The following is an 18353-nucleotide window of genomic DNA, read 5'->3' on the forward strand; positions in this document are numbered from 1 at the left end:
AATGGAGTTATTTCCAACCAAGATGTTTCATGGTTTTTAGGAAATGAGTTGGGCAATCTGCATACACAATAATCTTTTGTTTGGTAATGGGATGTGAAAATTCAAGACTTCTAGCATGCAAAAGCAAGTTTTCCATCCCAAACTGCTTCTCAAAAAACTGATTTTGCTTGTTGTCTCCGTGCTTTTTGTCTCCCAAAATGTAATGTCGAATATGTGCTAAATGCCTCCTGATTTGATGCGTTCGGCCAGTTTCTGGTTTTAACTCCAGCAAACTGTAGCGACTCGTTGGATATCTGCCTGTGGTGTCAAAAGGAATCTCGGCTTCCTCCAATACTTTGTAATGTGTTTGGGCTTCCTGAAGTTTGTTTGAGCGCTCACTTGTCAGTGGATGGTCTATCAAGGCTAATTTGTTAGCAGGAATTCCTCGTACAATGGCTAAGTATGTTTTCCGAACAGACCGATCAGCAAATTGCTCCTTCAGCAGGGGTAGTATTTCCTCCTTTTTGGAAAAAAGCAAAACTCCGCTCGTAGGCCTATCCAGTCTATGCACAGGAGAAACATGCTGCCCAATCTGATCCCGAAGCATTTGCAAAGCAAAAACTGTCTCCTCCGCTGCGATCGAAGTTCGGTGAACCAATAGTCCCGAAGGCTTATTGATAGCGATAAGATGTTCGTCTTCGAAAAGTATTTCTAAAGCAGGGGGATTAGGAATTATTGGATTTGGCATTTAGTATTTAGCATTTAGGCTAACTATTTGTAAATAAAGATCAAAGTAAAGATTTGGCGAATCAACCTATTTTCAACTAGTGTAAACAGGATTTGAATTTGGTTCAAAAAAAGCTAATGAAATGAACTTTGGAAGCCAACCTCATTAGCAATCGAAGCAGAATTATTGATTAAATGAGATTGCTTCCCCGATTCATCGGGGAAGGCTGTTCCTCGCAATGACGTAAAACTCGTAAATCTCAGAATATCGTCCCCGAACCTATACACTCCTCTCCATCATACCAAGCGACAAACTGTCCTGAAGCCACGCCTTTTTGAGGTTGCTCGAAGATGACATAGAGTCCATTTTCTTTTTGGATTAGCGTAGCTCCGCTGAGTGGCTGACGATAGCGAATTCTAGCTTCATATTGGGCAGCCTCTCCAGTAGCAAGTTTCAAGTCCTCACGGATCCAGTGGATCTCTTCCTTTTTGACAAAAAGCCCATCTCTTAACAAGCCAGGATGAGTTTCTCCCAAGCCTGTGTAAATAACATTCTCTTGCGTGTCCGTAGCAATCACAAATAGTGGTTTTCCGGTTCCTCCCACGTGAAGGCCTTTTCTCTGACCTACGGTAAAGTAATGAGCTCCATTATGCTCACCCAATACTTTTCCCTGATCCTGAGTATAGTGAGTGGGTAGTGAAATAGCATCCAAAGTTTCCTGATCGTAATCTTCAGGAGAGATTCCGGCGGGGATTTGTTGCTTTTTATAAATTGCCAAGTCCTCCCGGATCTGTATGATTTGCCCTTTTTTAGGTTTTAGTTGCTGCTGTAGAAAATCAGGCAGCCTCACTTTCCCTATAAAACAAAGCCCTTGACTGTCTTTTTTGTCAGCCGTGATGAGATCCATTTGTTTGGCTATGGCCCGTACTTCTGGTTTTTGCAAATGTCCGATAGGGAAGAGCGCTTTCGCCAACTGACTTTGGTTCAGTTGACATAAGAAATAGCTTTGATCCTTGTTTGGATCTGCTCCAGCTAGCAATTGGTAGGTTTTTTTACCATCAGCTCCCATAGTCTCACCTTTCTGGCAATAATGCCCCGTGGCCACAAAATCTGCTTTAAGCTTCTCAGCAGCTTTCAGGAAAATATCGAATTTGATCTCTCTGTTACAAAGGATATCCGGATTGGGAGTTCTACCTGCTTTGTACTCAGCAAACATATAGTCCACAATTCTATCCTTGTATTCTTCACTGAGATCTATCGCCTGAAAGGGAATTCCCAGCTTCTCTGCCACGAGCATGGCATCAGTGGAATCTTCCATCCAAGGGCATTCATTGGAAATCGTGACGGACTCATCGTGCCAGTTTTTCATGAACATCCCGATGACTTCGTAGCCTTGCTCGATGAGAAGTTGAGCAGCTACGGAACTATCGACCCCTCCGGAGAGGCCGACTACTACTCTAGGTCTTGTCTTCATATGATGTAATAAGTAATGGATTCAAGGTCCATTAGGTTACAATGATGCCAGAACAGTTTTACTATCTAAAATGGTTCTGAATGGGACAAAGGTAAGGTAAATCTCGCGAGCTGTGTTTATCCTTAGCGCCTACAGTTTGAATTGATAGGGCTAACGTATGTTATTAACAGGTCGTTCGTGAGACACGAACGACGGCGGAAAACATGAAAATCTCCAAGTAAAATCATCTCTTAACTTAGCGCCTTCTTTGTGTGCTTAGTGGCTGAAATAACTTACAATTTAAAATCCTCTTCCCAAAGTTTAAAACCCCCTTTAAACGCATTCTCATTGGTTCCCAATCTGCATCCTTCTGGTACTGTGGTGAGCAATTTGGAATTGCCTCCACCCAAAAGAATATCGTCTGGCTGAAACGCTGCACGGAATATTTCTACCGTTTTGAGCACGTTTTTCTCCCATCGCTTCGAACCACTCTTGGTTAGGTATTCCTTGCTTACATAGTCCTCAAAAGTTTTTTTCTTAAAAGGGAGATGTCCACCTTCTATTGGTAAAATAGTATTGTGAACGACCATAGCAGTTCCCAAACCAGTTCCCAAACCTAGAAAGAGCAGCTTTTTACCTTCATAACTTCCTAGAGCTTGCATAGCAGCGTCATTTATTATCTTCAGCGGACGATCGAAAGCAGCTTGGAAATCGAATTTGTTCCAGCCCTCGCCAAGGTTCACGGGCTCGGAAACTATTTTATTTTCTTTGACCACTCCCGGAAAACCCATGGTGATCATATCGTAATCCCACTGTGCTGCATGTTCTTTTACTAACTCAACCATCACTTCGGGCTTGAAATCCGCTCCAGATGGGATTTTAATTCTTTCCGCGGCACCTGTGGCCAGGATTTTAATATTTGAACCTCCGATATCGATTACGAGGATTTTCTTTTTGCTTTTTTCCATTCATTGAAACTAATTAGAAATGTTTACTTACCGAAGAAGAAATTGAATCATTTGACATTTTTAGCTGAAAAAATGCCTTACGTTAATGCAACTATATTTTTTGCTCAAAATGATTTTTCTTTCTACAAATGCTGTGTACTCTCAATACTTACTTTAAATTACATGAACTACTTACAGCCCATCTAACCCAAATCATTTAATCATTTGAAGTGATTTGTCCTTTTTGAACCAGAATTCCCAACCTATCCTATGTCTATCAAAGTTGCTATCCGGCACTATACCAAATACGAATATGATCGTCATATCGTATTGAGTCCACAGGTAATTCGCCTGCGTCCAGCCCCTCATTCGCGCACGCACATCAAGGGATATTCCTTGAATATTAAGCCCGAAAATCACTTCATCAACTGGCAGCAAGATCCATTCGGTAATTATTTAGCACGGATAGTTTTTCCAGATAAAGTGAAATTCTTTGAAATCGACGTGGAAGTAATCGCCGATATGGTGGTGATCAACCCCTTTGATTTTTTTGTGGAAGATTATGCCGATAAGTTTCCTTTCGAATACGATGAAAGTGTCAAAAAGCAGCTTGGACCGTATCTAGAACTCAAAGAAGCTGATCCCATGTTGATGAAATTGGTGGAAAAAGCGAAGCGATTGATTACCAAGGATATCATTACGGTGGACTATCTCGTCGCGATCAATGTGATGATCAATCAAGAGCTTCGGTACAATGTCCGCATGGAACCAGGTGTGCAATCTTGTGAAGAAACGCTGACTTTGGGGTCTGGGTCTTGTCGTGATTTTGCATGGCTATTTGTGCAGGTTTTAAGGCATGTAGGGTTAGCATCTCGTTTTGCTTCTGGGTATTTGGTGCAGTTGAAATCAGATGAGAAATCCCTCGATGGTCCATCAGGTCCTGAGGAAGATTTCACCGATTTACATGCTTGGACGGAGGTTTATGTGCCTGGAGCTGGATGGATAGGTTTGGATTCTACCTCAGGTTTATTTGCTGGAGAAGGGCATATTCCGCTGGCTTGCACGCCAAGTCCTCAGGATGCAGCGCCTATTTCTGGGATGTCCGAACCTGCGGAGACTGAGTTTTTCTTTCAAAATGAAGTGACCAGAATAGAGGAAACACCCCGAGTGACCAAGCCTTACTCGGAAGAGCAATGGGAGAAAATACTCGCTGTGGGTGATCGAGTCGATGAAGATTTAGAGGCTAACGACGTGCGTTTGACGATGGGTGGTGAGCCTACTTTTGTCTCGGTTGACAATCAGGATGCGCCCGAATGGAATACTGACGCGGATGGGGAGCACAAGCGCAGTCTTTCCAACACCCTTTTTCATAAGCTAAAAGGAGAATTCGGTGCTGGCGCGCTCATGCAATACGGCCAGGGGAAATGGTATCCGGGTGAGCCTTTGCCAAGGTGGAAACTCGCTTGTTTTTGGAGAAAGGACGGTAAACCAATGTGGCATAATGATGCATTGATGGCTGATTTGTCTAAAAACTATGGGATGGTTGATAAAGATGCGAAGCTTTTCATGGACGAACTTCTGTCTCAGCTTAATCTTGTCAAAAACAATTTGACCCCGCTATATGAGGATCCTTTCTATTTTATATGGCAGGAGGGGAAAGTTCCTGTAAATATCGATCCTTACAAATACGATCTAAAATCCCCACTTGAGCGTCAAAAATTAGCTGAACTGCTCAATGAAGGTTTAGATAAACCCGTTGCCTTTAGCATTCCATTAGAATGGAACTATGAAGAAAAGTTATGGCAAAGTTGCAAATGGGAATTCAGAAGAAAAGATTTGTTCTTGGTGCCAGGAAATTCTCCTGCGGGATTGAGATTGCCTCTGGATTCTATTGAGTTTACTCCCCCCGAAAAAGAACCGATGAAACCAGAAACTGACTTGTTTGCTGAGGTTTCTGCTTTGCCGGATTCAGGACTTAGTGCAGCTTCTTTCAAAAATGCTCCAAAGAATTCGAAGCGAATTTTCAAGACAGCTTTAGTGGTAGAGGTAAGAGAAGGTAAGCTCTTCATTTTCTTTCCTCCGCTCAACCGTATTGAAAATTATCTTGATCTAGTTTCAGCAGTGGAGCGTACCGCTGAGAAGTTGAAAATGCCAATTTTAATTGAGGGCTATGATCCTCCAGCTGATAAGCGCATAGAGAAATTGATGATCACCCCTGATCCTGGAGTGATAGAAGTTAATGTGCAGCCAGCGAAAAGCTGGAAAGAAGTCACGCATATCTATAAGGTGATCTATGACAAAGCCCGTGAGTCTAGATTGATTTCTGAAAAATTCAATGTGGATGGAAAGCATACCGGAACAGGTGGCGGGAATCATATTACCCTGGGAGGTTCTTCCCCAGAAAACAGTCCTTTGCTCAGGAGACCGGATGTTTTGAAGAGTTTTATTACCTATTGGCAGCATCATCCGGCCTTGTCTTACCTTTTTTCCACCCAATTCATCGGCCCAACTAGCCAGGCGCCGCGTGTGGATGAGGGTAGAGATGACATGTTGTATGAATTGGAGCTGGCGTTTCAGCAGGTGCCTAGCGGCAAAGAGAATGAGATTCCATTCTGGATGGTAGATCGGGTGTTCAGGAATTTATTGGTCGATATTACCGGAAATACGCACCGGGCGGAGTTCTGCATTGATAAATTGTATTCTCCTGATTCAAGCAGTGGACGGTTAGGAATTTTGGAATTTCGTGGTTTTGATATGCCACCGCATTACAGGATGAGTATGGTGCAATTACTCTTGATCCGTGCGCTGATGAGTTGGTTTTGGAAAACTCCCTATGATCATAAACTGGTGCGTTGGGGAACTTCATTACATGATAAATTTTTGCTTCCACATTATTGTCAAAAAGACATGAAAGAGGTGGTCAATGACTTGAAAAGCGCAGGCTATGATTTTGATTTAGCGTGGTTTGATCCTTTTTTCTCGTTTCGTTTTCCATTTATTGGCGAGCTGCAGGCAGAAGATATTCATATCAATCTGAGTATGGCGATAGAACCTTGGCACGTATTGGGTGAGGAGATTTCAAGCTCAGGAACAGCACGTTATGTCGATTCTTCTCTGGAGAGACTTCAGGTGAAAATCACTGGTCTGACAGATTCCCGCTATTATTTGCTTTGCAATGGACATAGAATTCCCTTGAAGAATACAGGAGTTCAGGGTGAGTATGTAGCCGGAATTCGATATCGAGCTTGGCAGCCTTATTCGGCCTTACATCCTACTATAGGAATAGACACTCCGCTGGTGATTGATCTATTTGATAATTGGGCGAAAAAATCAGTGGCAGCATGCCAATACCATGTAGTTCATCCTGGAGGCAGGAGTTATGATAATTTCCCCATCAATAGTAATGAGGCAGAATCCCGTAGAATTTCACGGTTTTTTGATTTTGGTCACACCATCAATCCCACTCCAGACCTCTCGGCCACTTCGCAAGAAGATCATAAAACAGGAAGGTATATCACTAAAATGACATCGAAGTCAACATATGATGAAGCGCCCGAAATGGTTAATCCAGAATTTCCACATACGATGGATCTTAGGCGATATAAAAAACGCTAATTGTTTATTATTTAACAGCCTTTAAGTTCATTTTTGCGGAATGATTGAGTCTTATCTTATTGACAAAATGTTCAATAATGCTCCGTTTCTAGATGAAATGGCTACCGATCAGGGCAAAATACAGCCCCATTGGGAGCGGGTGGCCAAATACTATGAGCAGATAGGCAGTGAGCGTATGCGGCAATTCCATGAGGAAGTGGGCCGTCAGCTTCGAGAAAATGGCGTGACTTACAATGTCTATGGTGATCCTAATGGCATGAATAGACCATGGATTCTCGATCCTGTTCCGATGATTTTCAGTAGCGAAGAATGGGAGGGAATAGAACAAGGATTGGTTCAGCGAACAGAGCTTTTAAATCTGGTTTTGAAGGACTTGTACGGAGATCAAACGCTGATCAAAGAAGGTCATATTCCGTTCGAATTGATCTATAATCATGGTGGTTTTTTGCGTCAAGCTCATCACGTCAAACTTGATGGAGACCAGCAACTCATCCAATACTCGGCTGATTTGGCTCGAGGCCCTAATGGCAGGATGTGGGTTCTTCATGATCGTACGGATGCTCCCTCGGGGTCTGGCTATACCTTCGAAAATAGGGCAGCGATGACCCGGGTTTTTCCTGAGTTGATCAGAGAAAATCACGCTCGTAAAATCACTTCCTACTATCAGACGTTCAAAAACACCTTGAGTAACCTCACGATCAATAATAAGGAAAACCCACGGGTCGTGTTGCTTTCTCCTGGACCTACCAACGAAACCTTCTTTGAGCATGCCTACATCTCTTCATTTATGGGGTTTACGCTTGCTTTTGGTGAAGATCTGACCGTGAGTGATGGTTACGTTTGGCTGAAAACGATCAAGGGCCTTGAAAAAGTAGATGTCATCATTCGCCGTGTGGATGATGTTTTTTGTGATCCACTGGAATTCAAAAATGATTCTCACTTGGGCGTGGTGGGCTTGATGGAAGCAGTGCGACAACGAAAAGTATTGGTGATTAATCCACTGGGATGCAGAGTGTTGGAGAATCCGGGTTTAATGGCTTTTTTACCTAAAATCAGTAAGCATCTGCTAGGTGAAGAGCTGAAATTGCCCTCAGTGGCTACCTGGTGGTGCGGTCAGCCTTCAGAATTGAAGTACGTCTTTGAGCACATGGAGACGTTGGTGATTCGTAATATTTACAGAGGAAATCAGAAGAAATCTGTTTTTGGAGGTAATCTTTCAAAAACCGAATTGGAAGAACTCAAGCGTGTGATTCGCCGAAATCCATTCATGTATGTAGGCCAGGAAATGGTGGATTTCTCTACTACTCCAGCTTGGATCAATAATAAACTGGAAGCCAGAAACGCAGTGGTAAGAACCTATGTGGTGGCTGACTCGGAGAATAAATGCTATAAAGTAATGCCTGGAGGTATGTCTAGAAGTTCTCCAGATAAAGGAGCCTTTTTGATTTCCAACCAAACCGGGGGAATAAGCAAGGATACCTGGGTGTTAGGTAAAAGTAAGGAGGTTGCTGCATCTGTAGTGAAAGCCGTCAAAACTCAACCTTTGGTAAGGAATGTGCTTCCTAGCCGGGCAGGTGAGCGTTTGTTTTGGTTGGGGAGATACCTGGAACGAGCGGCTTATTCAGTGAGACTCATGCGGATGACACTTCTTTCCTATAATGAATCAGATGAGGATATTCATATTCACGAAAACCCGGTTTTGAGCACGTTGCTTCAGACGCTAACCGTGATGACGGGTACTTTACCAGGTTTTTCAGAGAAAAAGAATTTAAAAAATCCAGAGAAGGAACTATTAATCCTAGTGCATGATGTCAAGAAAGTGGGAAGCTTGGCCCATTGTATCCAATCATTTCTCACCAATGCCTATGCAGTTCGGGATCGATTGAGTTTGGATACTTGGAGGATTTTGGATAGTATCTCTGAAGAACTCACCAGAATGCAAAAATCTGACTCCACCCTGATGCAGGCCTATCAAAGTCTTGATAATATGGTGATCAAGCTGATGGCATTTTATGGTTTGAATATCGATAATATGACTCGGGAATCTACCTGGCACTTGTTGAACATAGGTCGATTCATAGAGTCGGCAGCTAATAACTGTCTCATATTGAAAGGAATGCTAAGTAAATCCTATGATTCGGAATCTAACAAAGAGCTGATGGAGGATACTTTGCGCTGCAATGAAAGTTTGGTCACGTATAGGTATCGCTACCGATCCAACTTAGAAATGCACGGCGTGTTAAGCTTGTTGATCTTGCATGAAGACAACCCGCGATCGGTGATTTTCCAATTGACAGAGATAGATAACCATCTCAAAACACTTCCAAACCAGAATGAAAAGGAGCTTTTTAGTCCTGAGAGAAAAAAACTTCTTGAGGCAATCACCAAAATCAGGTTGTGCGATATTGATGCTGTTTCGACGCCAAGTGAGCTTACTCAGGAATATGAGGAATTGAGAGCCTTGTTAGATCAAATTATTGGTCTGCTGCATGAGACTTCTGATGCTATCTACGAGAAGTATTTCAGTCATACAGACTCCCGCTATAGCATGATTCAATCTTCGGTAATTCCAGAAATATGATGATAAATCTTTCTGAGAATAGAGGGAAAAGTTTTAACAAGGAAGAGGTAGAAATAGCATAATAGAAACTCATGAACTATAAGGTTACGCATATTACCGATTATATCTACGATTTTCCGGCGACACTCTGTCACAACCTGATGTTTCAGATTCCACCTGAGCTTGCTTTTCAACAAGTTTTGGAATATTCCTGTGAAATCAACCCAAGACCAAGTTCAGAGCTTGAGCGAGAAGATTTCTTTGGGAATAAGTACTTGTATTTTTCTGTAGAAAGACCGCATAAAAACTTGACAGTCAAATCAACAAGTGTAGTCCAACTCAGTACACCAGCTTGGATGTCGGTGAAGCCAGCTTTTACTTTGCCTTGGGAAAAAGTGGTGGAATTACTTCATTCTACTCAGACATCCACCGATATAAGGCAATATTACCTGGAGTCGAAACACGTTCAATTTGTAGAAGGGATTCAGGAATATTCATTGAAGTCCTTCACGCCCAATCGCCCAATTATGGAGGCCATGATGGATCTGAATACCCGGATTTTTGAAGATTTTACTTTTACGCCCGGTTTTACAGATATCAGTACTCCGCTGGAAAAAGTATTCAAGCACAAGAAGGGCGTATGTCAGGATTTTGCGCATTTTTCACTCGCTTGTATACGCGCGATAGGACTTTCTGCGAGATATGTAAGTGGTTATTTGGAAACCCTTCCTCCTCCGGGAAAGCCAAAGTTAGTAGGAGCAGATGCTTCCCATGCTTGGATAGCAGTCTATGTACCAGGACATGGATGGGTAGAATTGGATGCCACCAATAATCTTTTGGTGAATGATAAGCATATTCGGGTAGCTGTAGGGAGAGATTTCGCAGATGTAACACCTTTAAAAGGAATAGTGTATAGCGGTAGTAAGCAGGAAATGAAGGTAAGTGTAGATGTGAGGAATATAGAGGAAGGATAGGAAATCTTCACTTGAGGTAGTGGCTTTATGAACTTTTCAATAGTATAATCATCACAGATCCAGCTATCATAATTGCAGAACCGATAATCTTTTTCTTAATATCCTTTTCTTGAAAAACTCGATAACCGAGAAGCACACTCACCAGAATGGAGAGTTGAAAGAGGGATAGTGCGTAACCAACATCCATTTTTTCGAAAACGAAGTTGGTTGACAGCTGCATAGTCCCAATACAAACAACCAAGAAAGTAAGCTTGCTGATCGTGTTCGACGTTAGATTTGAAATCTGATTTTTTTGATCAACTCTGAAAAGGAAGACCAAGAAATACGAGAATATTGCTCCAAAAATACACCATGAGATAAAGGCGATTGCCGGTGAAGAAGCTAGGATGACTTTTTTTACAAAAACGGCTTCAATCGCTGTAAGAACCATCGCTCCAATCCGATATTGTATTTCTTTGTTTTTCAGCAAAGCAGGAGTAAAACGCTCTTCTGTAGTATCTAGAACCAAAGAACTTCCGAAGATGATGATTGCGACTCCAATAATTCCCCAAATATTTGGGATTTCTCCCAGTAGAATAAAGCCGAAAATCAAACCTACAATAGATTTATAGGAGTTGATTGGGCCTAGAATAGAGAGGTTTCCCTTTTGAAGCGCTTTGACCAAAAGTCCATTTCCTAGGGCTCCAAATATTCCTCCGAGTAGAGAATAAAACCAAAAGTCATAACCAAGTTTATCAACTTTCACATAGCTGAAAGCAAATAGGCAAATGCAAGAAAGTAGGAGGTAAGTCAGAAAATTGACCCAAAGCGGATGAGAACCTTCTTGAGTGATTTGTTTTTGAAATACATTTCCAACCGGGTTTGAGACAACCCTTAGAAAAACCGCAAGTGAAATGAGTAGTATTTCAGCCAAAAAGTTCTCAGTTTACCTAGATACGTGTTCATTAGAAGCTTTAATCCAATCGCTGCAGATACGAATTAACTCAGGTGACTGGGCGATTATTTCTGCCTTATTATTAAAAGTTAGTACAGCCCTATCATTTGATTTCCAGGACATCAACTTGGTGGGATCTTCGACTAGTCTATTTTTAGGATGGTTCAAAACTTTTGCTCCCCGGTGGAGTATAAGCTGAATTTTAGTGGATGGATGAATTTTCATCGTGAACCTATCCAGTCCTTCATGCATGAAGTTTGGGCCATTCCATTTGATGTTTTCTGATAATCCTAAACCCGATTGAAGAAATAGATTCCGCAAATAATCGATTTCTTCTCTCATTGGATGATTTAGGGAATCCAGGAAATCCGTAACATCAGAATTAAATTGCATGAGAAGATTCGTTGAAAGTTATATCAGGATTTTATCCCCCAGACTTTTTGGCTTTGTAGCCTGCGGATTGAAGGACTTGGACTACCTTGTCTCTGTGGTCACCCTGAATAAGGATTTCCCCTTCCTTTGCAGATCCACCTACGCCACATTTATTTTTGAGCATTTTTCCCAATTCCTTAAGATCATCATCACTACCGACAAAACCTTCAATTAGCGTGACTTTTTTACCGGCACGTGCTTTTTTGTCTAGTAAAACTTTGAGATTTTGCTGATTTGGAGCGAGAGTATCTACGCTCTCAGTGTCGCTGGTCTGAAACTCAAAATCATCACTTGTGGAATAGACTACACCGTCTCTCTTTTTCCAATCGTTGTTCTTAGCCATATCAAATAAAAACGAGGCTGTCTCATGAGGGACTGGAATTGTCAGGATGATCGGAGTCGTAAGTCATCAGCAGTAAATGCTGCGGCATTTCGACTTTGCTCATTTTGACAAGCAGTAGTTTTGAGTCAGCCTCATTCTGGTTAATATCTCAAAATTATTTAATCTTAAAAGTCCAGACTGGACGCTTTGCGTGATTCACCACATCTTCGGCGATGCTTCCTGTAAATAGATGAACCAGACCTGTACGCCCGTGAGTCGCCATCGCGATCATATCTGCATCTATATCTTCGGCAAATTCAACTATTCCCACTTCTTCGGAAACGGAATTGTAGATCTCTGCTACAGCATGTTCTATCGCGTATTTTCGAACAAATGTCTTAATCCTAGCCGTTGACTCTCTGGTAGTTTCAAAGTTGCCAGGGGTATTGATAAGCACGAGGTATAGATCTGCGTCAAACCATTTTTGGAGATTTTTCAGTCTTTGTGCCAACTCATCTTGATCTTCTCTAAAATCATTAGCAAAAACAATCTTTTTGAATGAATCCGGATTTATGTTAGCCTTAACTGTCAAAACTGGACAATGGGAGGTACGTACCACTTTCTCGGCATTGCTACCGAGTAATACTTCCTCCATACCACTAGATCCTTTGGACCCCATGATTACCATGTCAGGATCTTCTTCGACTATCGCTGAGGAAATATTTTGAAAAGCATTTCCCAATACGATTTTGGTATTCAATCTATATTTATTACCAGCGTATTTGTTCTCCATATCTTTGAACTGCTGCTTTCGCTTATTCATGAGCTCTATGAAGAAAATTTGATTTTCGTATTCAGGAATCATTTCTCCGCCACCCATCGTTCCCATTCCACTTGTAGATGGGACTTCAATGACGTGTAAAACTGTGATTTCCACATTATCAAACTTACTTGATAGATGGGTAGTCAAATCAAGAGCATTTTGAGCTTGCTCTGAGAAGTCGAAGGGGACAAGTAGTTTAATCATAACAGCGCTTTGTTGGTTTATGCCAAATTAGCCCATTTTGAAGGATTACAAAAGAACTTATTTCAGCTTTTTCCTAAAAAAACTAAACCAATGCCGAATAGAATAACCCAACCTAAGGTGCTTAGAGCCATTTTTTTCAAATTCGGGTCAATCTCCTGAGAAGTCGTGCCTCTTTGTACACTCCATCCAATTTTAACCATAAATGGAAAAAGACCAAGTGCCAGAATAGATGTCCATTCCTGAGTGATGAATGCAAAAATAATCAGGCAGTAATTCCCTCCTAAAATCAAAAACCAGTTGTAAATAACCGCCGATTTTTTTCCTATTCTTACTGGGATTGATTTTTTGCCTGCGGTGGTGTCGGAGGCTATATCTCTGATGTTGTTGATATTCAGCACAGCGGCGCTGAATAACCCTAAGGCTATTCCTATCCAGATGACAGAATCATCCCAAGCCAAACTGTGAAGAAAATAGGTGCCGTAAACGCCCAGTAATCCAAAAAAGGCAAATACAGAGATGTCGCCTAGGCCAGCATAGCCGTACGGGTTTTTGCCTGAAGTATAGGAGACAGATGCCCAGATAGCAGCCAATCCCAAACCAAGAAAAACTCCAAAAAGAACCCAATCCTGAACGGCTAAAAACAGCAATATCAAACCTGAAACTAATGACAATGCTCCAAAAATATACATGGCTCTTTTCATCTCCGGAAGCGATATCAAGCCAGATTGTACCGCTCTTACCGGACCTTGCCGTGCTAGGTGATCTGCACCATGAATGGTATCGCCATAGTCATTGGAAAGATTAGATAGGATCTGAAGAAAAATGGTGGTCAGTGCTGCAAAAAGGAGGATTTCCCAGCGAAAGACATTTTGATAAGCTGCCAAAAAAGACCCCGCGAAAATACTTGCGAGTGCCAGTGGTAAAGTCCGAAGCCTGACCGCATGCAGCCAGGCTTCTTTTTTGGTTTGAATTACTTGTTTCACTCCGTTGGATTGGTTGGATTAGGAGTTGATGATGTCCAAAATCTGTTGATCCATGGGAGCTACTTTTGAAGGGAAGAAGTTGATCAGTTCACCTTTTTCATTCAACAGGTATTTGCAAAAATTCCAGCTTGGTTCCTCATTGTTCCAACCGTTCATAGAAGCGTCAGAGAGCCATCGGTAAAGTGGATCTTTGTCGAAGCCCTTCACGGATATTTTCTCAAACATGGGGAAGGTCACTCCATAATTTTCAGAGCAAAAGGATTGAATTTCCTCGTTGGAACCAGGTTCCTGACCGCCAAAGTTATTGGCGGGAAAGCCAAGAATGACCAGCTTATCGCTATTTGCTTCGTAGAGTTTCTGCAAGGCTTCGTATTGTGGTGTGTAGCCACATTTGGAAGCTACATTTACAATCATAATCTTTTTGCCTTTGAACCTGCTGAAGTCAACTTCCTGACCATTTAGGTCTTTCATTTTAAAATCATAAAAAGATTTTGCCATAAGTTCTTCTGTTGGTTGTGATTGACGTGATGTTTCGCTTGGTGATTTGCTGATAGCAAAAGCACTGATCAATAAAAGCAGGCAGCCAAGAAATAATAGATTTTTCATGTGTTTATAATTTTTCTTTAAGGTCATCTGGAATCTCGCATTTCGAACAATCTTCCCAATGTGTGACTTTCTACTCATGCCTGTTTGCCTCAGGCAGGCTTGATTTCAAATGAATTAGTTTCTATGAAGAATCAAGTTAATCTCAATGATTCAAGAGCCTGTTGTTCTCTGTGTTCAGATCAATTTGAGTCTAACTTGTTTATTACATCCGTTCAGGAACGTCAATTCCCAAGAGTTGCATCCCTCGTTTTAGCGTTTTGGCGGTATGAGCCGATAAGGCCACGCGGAAGGCAAGGATAGAAGCGTCACCTTCCAGAAATATAGGAAGATCTGCATAGAAACGATTGTATTCCTTCGCCAAATCGAAGAGGTATTGTGCCAAAATAGCTGGTGAATAATCTGCTCCTGCCTGAGCGATTTTCTTGTCAAAATCATTGAGCAAATAGATCAAAGTCGATTCAGATTCTTCGATTTTAGAAACTCCAGAGAAGTCTGCTTGTTTAAAATCAAGGCCAATTTGTTCGGCTTTTCTCAGGATTGAAGCTATCCTCGCATGAGAATATTGAATAAAAGGGCCGGTGTTTCCCTGGAATTCTATGGATTCCTGTGGGTTGAACAACATACGTTTCTTTGGATCTACTTTCAGAAGGAAATATTTCAAAGCGCCCATTCCCAATGTCTCATAAAGTTCTGCGGCTTGTGCTTCATTGAATCCATCGATTTTTCCTAGCTCTTTTGTGTGCTGAGCGGCGGTATCTACCATCTCCTGCATGAGTTCATCCGCGTCCACTACGGTACCCTCTCGAGACTTCATTTTGCCACTAGGAAGATCTACCATTCCGTAAGACAAATGATATAAGCCATCTCCGTAGGATCTACCTAGTTTTCTCATGATTTTAAACAAGACATCAAAGTGGTAATCTTGTTCATTTCCAACTACATATACGGATTTGTCAATTCCAAAATCATCGTATTTTAAATCGGCCGTCCCCATATCCTGAGTGATGTACACAGAGGTGCCATCTCCACGCAAGACCAATTTTTCGTCCAGCCCCTCAGCCGTCAAATCCACCCACACAGAGCCATTTTCTTTCGTGAAAAAGACGCCTTTTTCCAATCCTTCAGTTACGATATCCTTACCCAATAAATAGGTGCCAGACTCATAGTAGTATTGATCAAAGGTAACGCCCATGCGTTGGTAGGTTTTTTCAAACCCTGCATAAACCCATTCATTCATCTGCTTCCAAAGAGCAACCACTTCCTCGTCATTAGCTTCCCATTTGCGAAGCATATCCTGAGCCTCTAGTAAGAGTGGAGCATTCTTCTTGGCCTCATCTTCAGTTTGACCATTTTCCTGTAATTCAGCAACTTGCTTTTTGTATTCCTGGTCGAAAATCACGTAGTATTTTCCCGCCAAGTGATCTCCTTTGAGTCCCGAAGACGCTGGAGTTTCTCCATTTCCAAAGTGCTGATAAGCTACCATGGATTTGCAAATGTGGATTCCTCGGTCATTTACCAAGTTAGCCTTGATGACTTCATAGCCATTTGCTTCAAGAATATTAGCGACCGAAAAGCCAAGGAAGTTGTTTCTTAAGTGGCCGAGGTGAAGCGGTTTGTTGGTGTTAGGCGAGGAATACTCTACCATTACCTTTTGGCCGTTTGCTGGAAGCTGTCCAATGTTCTCGTTAGCATATAGCTTCTGGAAGACATCTACCCAGATCATGTTGTTCAATTCCAGATTCAGGAATCCTTTTACGACATTGAATCCGGCGACCTCAGCTACGTTTTCCTTTAGATAATCACCGATAAGTGTAGCTGTAGCCTCAGGTGTAGTTTTGGATATTTTAAGGTATGGGAAAACCACGAAGGTATAGGTGCCTTCAAATTCCTTTCTCGTGGGAGCAAGGCTGATCTGATCCAGAGGAAGATCGTGGTTGAAGATATTCTGAAAGGCAAGCTGAATGCCTTGGTTGATTGTTTCTTGTATTTCCATATAAATTGACCACAGAGGGCACAAAGGGGAACACAGAGGCCGCTGTGAATTTATTAAGTGTAATTATTTAGTATTTATTACTCTTCTGATCCCAAGCTTTAGTCTGGGAACATTGAAATTAATTAAGAGTCCTAATTTGAATTTCCCAAGTTTGAGGTAATTAAGTGTTTGTGCAAAATGAATATCTGTAGTTCTCTCTACAGCTTTCAGTTCCAAAACTAGCTTTCTTTCCACTAAAATGTCAATGCAGTAACCATTTTCTAATTTGACTCCGTCAATAATCAGTGGCATTCTCTTTTCTACTTAGATGGAAAGACCTTCATTTTTGAGCTTGAATGCTAAACCTTGTTTATAGGCATTCTCTAATAGTCCAGGTCCCAATTGGGTATGCACTTCCATAGCGAATCCTATCACTTTGGTTGCGAGGTCATTTTCAAAAGCCAAATCATTATTTTCCATAATCCTAAGGAATTTGTCAAATCAAAATAAGGATAAAATAATTCATTGTGCTCTCTGTGTTACCCTCTGTGACCTTTGTGGAATAATAAACCTAAAAATTATCCACTAACGACTTTACTGTTGCTTCGAGGACTTCGAAGGCGTTTTCGGCCATGACATTCTCAGAATCGAGGGTAGGATTGACTTCTACGATTTCCCAGCAGCAGACGCGTTTGTCTTGGATAAGCTTCACGTTGAGTTCTATCGCTTCTTCCACCGTCAGTCCATCAGGAACAGGTGTACCAGTACCGACAGAGATAGAACTGTCCAAGCTGTCCACATCAAAGGAAATATAGATTTGGTGACAATCCTTAAGTACTTCCAGTGCCTCGGTAGCTATTTGGTCTATTCCCTTCTCCCGAACTTCAGCAGTAGGGAAATTCTTTATTCCAAAGTTTTTTATGAGATGATCCTCTGGAGCTTCCGTGTCTCTCACGGTGATAAACACAATGTCTTTGGGGTCGATTTTAGGAGATTCTCCTCCTATGACCTTGATCCTCTTCCACAATGCCAGCGTTTCCTCTGTAGGTTCATTTACCTGGCAATCCAAATTGTCCAATTGAGATACCATGGCTAGCGGCATGCCGTGCATATTTCCCGAAGGAGTGGTGTAAGGCGTGTGTAGGTCAGCATGAGCATCTATCCAGATCACGCCGAGACGTTTGTCCGGATCTGCAGCTTTGATTCCCATGATGGTACCCGCTGCGGTGCTATGATCTCCAGCAAGTACAATAGGGAATTTCTTGTCCATTCGCAGGGATTCTATAGTGGAATAGACGTTTTTCAACACTTGGTACACGCCATCGATGTATTTGGCATGTGGGAAATTGTTTCCCTTCCAGAGGTAATTGTTAGCGTCCGGAACATTGATTGGGTCAAATTGGGTGAAAAAATCTGATTTTTTATCCAAGCTGGCAATCTTCAATGCATCTATTCCAAGGCTTGCTCCTCTGGTTCCTGCGGCGATTTCAGACCGTACCTCTACTAATTTTATATCTCGCATTTGAGTGGACTTTAAAGTTAAATTGGGTTGTAAATCAAGCTGCGAAAATAGTCAAAAATGCCTAAAAAGAGCTTAAATGATCAATAATCAGAGATCGTTGTTTGTGCAAGGCAGTTTATCAAATTCATTGGATTTTCACTTAGATTGACGTAGAAAGGGTTCGCAGATTCCTGCAGATCATCTGGCGCTAGTCTTCCAACTTTTGTTCATCGTAGTGCAGTCTTCGGACTACCGCAACTATTCCAAGTGAAAGTAGTTCTATAACATTCTGAAGATTTGAACCCTGCATTTATGTGCAAA

At 41.8% G+C, this 18353-nt stretch carries 14 protein-coding genes and 1 pseudogene; 3 read left to right on the top strand and 12 right to left on the bottom strand.

The window, feature by feature from the left end:
* Positions 1 to 7 precede the first annotated feature (7 nt).
* The 3 genes from ABJH64_RS19000 to ABJH64_RS19010 form a co-directional block, all read right to left on the bottom strand.
* Positions 8 to 727: a pseudouridine synthase gene (locus tag ABJH64_RS19000; RefSeq protein ID WP_348274272.1), complete on the bottom strand. Its 720-nt coding sequence runs from the start codon at positions 725 to 727 to the stop codon at positions 8 to 10.
* Positions 728 to 965: 238 nt separating this feature from the next.
* Positions 966 to 2180, bottom strand: a complete 1215-nt coding sequence (gene mnmA, locus ABJH64_RS19005; RefSeq protein ID WP_348274271.1) for a tRNA 2-thiouridine(34) synthase MnmA — start codon at positions 2178 to 2180, stop codon at positions 966 to 968.
* Positions 2181 to 2452: 272 nt separating this feature from the next.
* Positions 2453 to 3127, bottom strand: coding sequence for an ROK family protein (locus ABJH64_RS19010; RefSeq protein WP_348274270.1), 675 nt, complete (start codon positions 3125 to 3127; stop codon positions 2453 to 2455).
* Between the two features lie 249 nt (positions 3128 to 3376).
* Here ABJH64_RS19010 and ABJH64_RS19015 point away from each other — a divergent pair, with 249 nt between their 5' ends.
* The 3 genes from ABJH64_RS19015 (at position 3377) to ABJH64_RS19025 (ending at position 10255) form a co-directional block, all read left to right on the top strand.
* Positions 3377 to 6721: a transglutaminase family protein gene (locus ABJH64_RS19015; RefSeq protein ID WP_348274269.1), complete on the top strand. Its 3345-nt coding sequence runs from the start codon at positions 3377 to 3379 to the stop codon at positions 6719 to 6721.
* A 40-nt stretch (positions 6722 to 6761) separates the two neighbouring features.
* Positions 6762 to 9302: a circularly permuted type 2 ATP-grasp protein gene (locus ABJH64_RS19020; RefSeq protein ID WP_348274268.1), complete on the top strand. Its 2541-nt coding sequence runs from the start codon at positions 6762 to 6764 to the stop codon at positions 9300 to 9302.
* Between the two features lie 71 nt (positions 9303 to 9373).
* Entirely contained in the window at positions 9374 to 10255 is an 882-nt protein-coding gene (locus ABJH64_RS19025; protein WP_348274267.1) for a transglutaminase family protein, read from the top strand.
* A gap of 25 nt (positions 10256 to 10280) precedes the next feature.
* On the opposite strand, the gene ABJH64_RS19030 is transcribed toward ABJH64_RS19025, so the two are convergent.
* From ABJH64_RS19030 to ABJH64_RS19070, 9 genes and pseudogenes are all read right to left on the bottom strand, one after another.
* A complete protein-coding gene (locus ABJH64_RS19030; RefSeq protein WP_348274266.1) occupies positions 10281 to 11168 on the bottom strand; it encodes an EamA family transporter in 888 nt (295 codons plus the stop codon).
* A 12-nt stretch (positions 11169 to 11180) separates the two neighbouring features.
* Positions 11181 to 11531 (bottom strand): DUF1801 domain-containing protein, encoded by a 351-nt coding sequence (locus ABJH64_RS19035; RefSeq protein WP_348299129.1) that lies wholly within the window; start codon positions 11529 to 11531, stop codon positions 11181 to 11183.
* Positions 11532 to 11613: 82 nt separating this feature from the next.
* Positions 11614 to 11964, bottom strand: coding sequence for a translation initiation factor (locus tag ABJH64_RS19040; RefSeq protein ID WP_348274264.1), 351 nt, complete (start codon positions 11962 to 11964; stop codon positions 11614 to 11616).
* A gap of 154 nt (positions 11965 to 12118) precedes the next feature.
* Entirely contained in the window at positions 12119 to 12970 is an 852-nt protein-coding gene (locus tag ABJH64_RS19045; protein WP_348274263.1) for a universal stress protein, read from the bottom strand.
* 62 nt (positions 12971 to 13032) lie between these two features.
* The gene (gene menA / locus ABJH64_RS19050; protein WP_348299127.1) at positions 13033 to 13953 is read right to left on the bottom strand and encodes a 1,4-dihydroxy-2-naphthoate octaprenyltransferase; all 921 of its coding nucleotides are present in this window, start codon (positions 13951 to 13953) and stop codon (positions 13033 to 13035) included.
* A gap of 18 nt (positions 13954 to 13971) precedes the next feature.
* Positions 13972 to 14559, bottom strand: a complete 588-nt coding sequence (locus tag ABJH64_RS19055; RefSeq protein ID WP_348274261.1) for a glutathione peroxidase — start codon at positions 14557 to 14559, stop codon at positions 13972 to 13974.
* A 202-nt stretch (positions 14560 to 14761) separates the two neighbouring features.
* Positions 14762 to 16552, bottom strand: a complete 1791-nt coding sequence (gene argS / locus ABJH64_RS19060) for an arginine--tRNA ligase (RefSeq protein ID WP_348274260.1) — start codon at positions 16550 to 16552, stop codon at positions 14762 to 14764.
* Positions 16553 to 16615: 63 nt separating this feature from the next.
* A pseudogene (locus ABJH64_RS19065) lies at positions 16616 to 17011 on the bottom strand (GxxExxY protein).
* A 91-nt stretch (positions 17012 to 17102) separates the two neighbouring features.
* On the bottom strand, positions 17103 to 18053 hold the full coding sequence (locus tag ABJH64_RS19070; protein WP_348274259.1) for an arginase: 951 nt from the start codon (positions 18051 to 18053) through the stop codon (positions 17103 to 17105).
* Positions 18054 to 18353: the final 300 nt, after the last annotated feature.

The sequence above is a fragment of the Algoriphagus sp. genome (assembly GCF_039969895.1).
Classification (GTDB): Bacteria; Bacteroidota; Bacteroidia; order Cytophagales; family Cyclobacteriaceae; genus Algoriphagus.

Coding starts and splice junctions, on each gene's coding strand:
- ABJH64_RS19020 (WP_348274268.1), top strand. CDS start 6,762: ATGATTGAGTCTTATCTTATTGACAAAATGTTCAATAATGCTCCGTTT.
- ABJH64_RS19015 (WP_348274269.1), top strand. CDS start 3,377: ATGTCTATCAAAGTTGCTATCCGGCACTATACCAAATACGAATATGAT.
- ABJH64_RS19025 (WP_348274267.1), top strand. CDS start 9,374: ATGAACTATAAGGTTACGCATATTACCGATTATATCTACGATTTTCCG.
- ABJH64_RS19000 (WP_348274272.1), bottom strand. CDS start 727: ATGCCAAATCCAATAATTCCTAATCCCCCTGCTTTAGAAATACTTTTC.
- argS (WP_348274260.1), bottom strand. CDS start 16,552: ATGGAAATACAAGAAACAATCAACCAAGGCATTCAGCTTGCCTTTCAG.
- ABJH64_RS19055 (WP_348274261.1), bottom strand. CDS start 14,559: ATGAAAAATCTATTATTTCTTGGCTGCCTGCTTTTATTGATCAGTGCT.
- mnmA (WP_348274271.1), bottom strand. CDS start 2,180: ATGAAGACAAGACCTAGAGTAGTAGTCGGCCTCTCCGGAGGGGTCGAT.
- ABJH64_RS19010 (WP_348274270.1), bottom strand. CDS start 3,127: ATGGAAAAAAGCAAAAAGAAAATCCTCGTAATCGATATCGGAGGTTCA.
- ABJH64_RS19035 (WP_348299129.1), bottom strand. CDS start 11,531: ATGAGAGAAGAAATCGATTATTTGCGGAATCTATTTCTTCAATCGGGT.
- ABJH64_RS19070 (WP_348274259.1), bottom strand. CDS start 18,053: ATGCGAGATATAAAATTAGTAGAGGTACGGTCTGAAATCGCCGCAGGA.
- ABJH64_RS19045 (WP_348274263.1), bottom strand. CDS start 12,970: ATGATTAAACTACTTGTCCCCTTCGACTTCTCAGAGCAAGCTCAAAAT.
- ABJH64_RS19040 (WP_348274264.1), bottom strand. CDS start 11,964: ATGGCTAAGAACAACGATTGGAAAAAGAGAGACGGTGTAGTCTATTCC.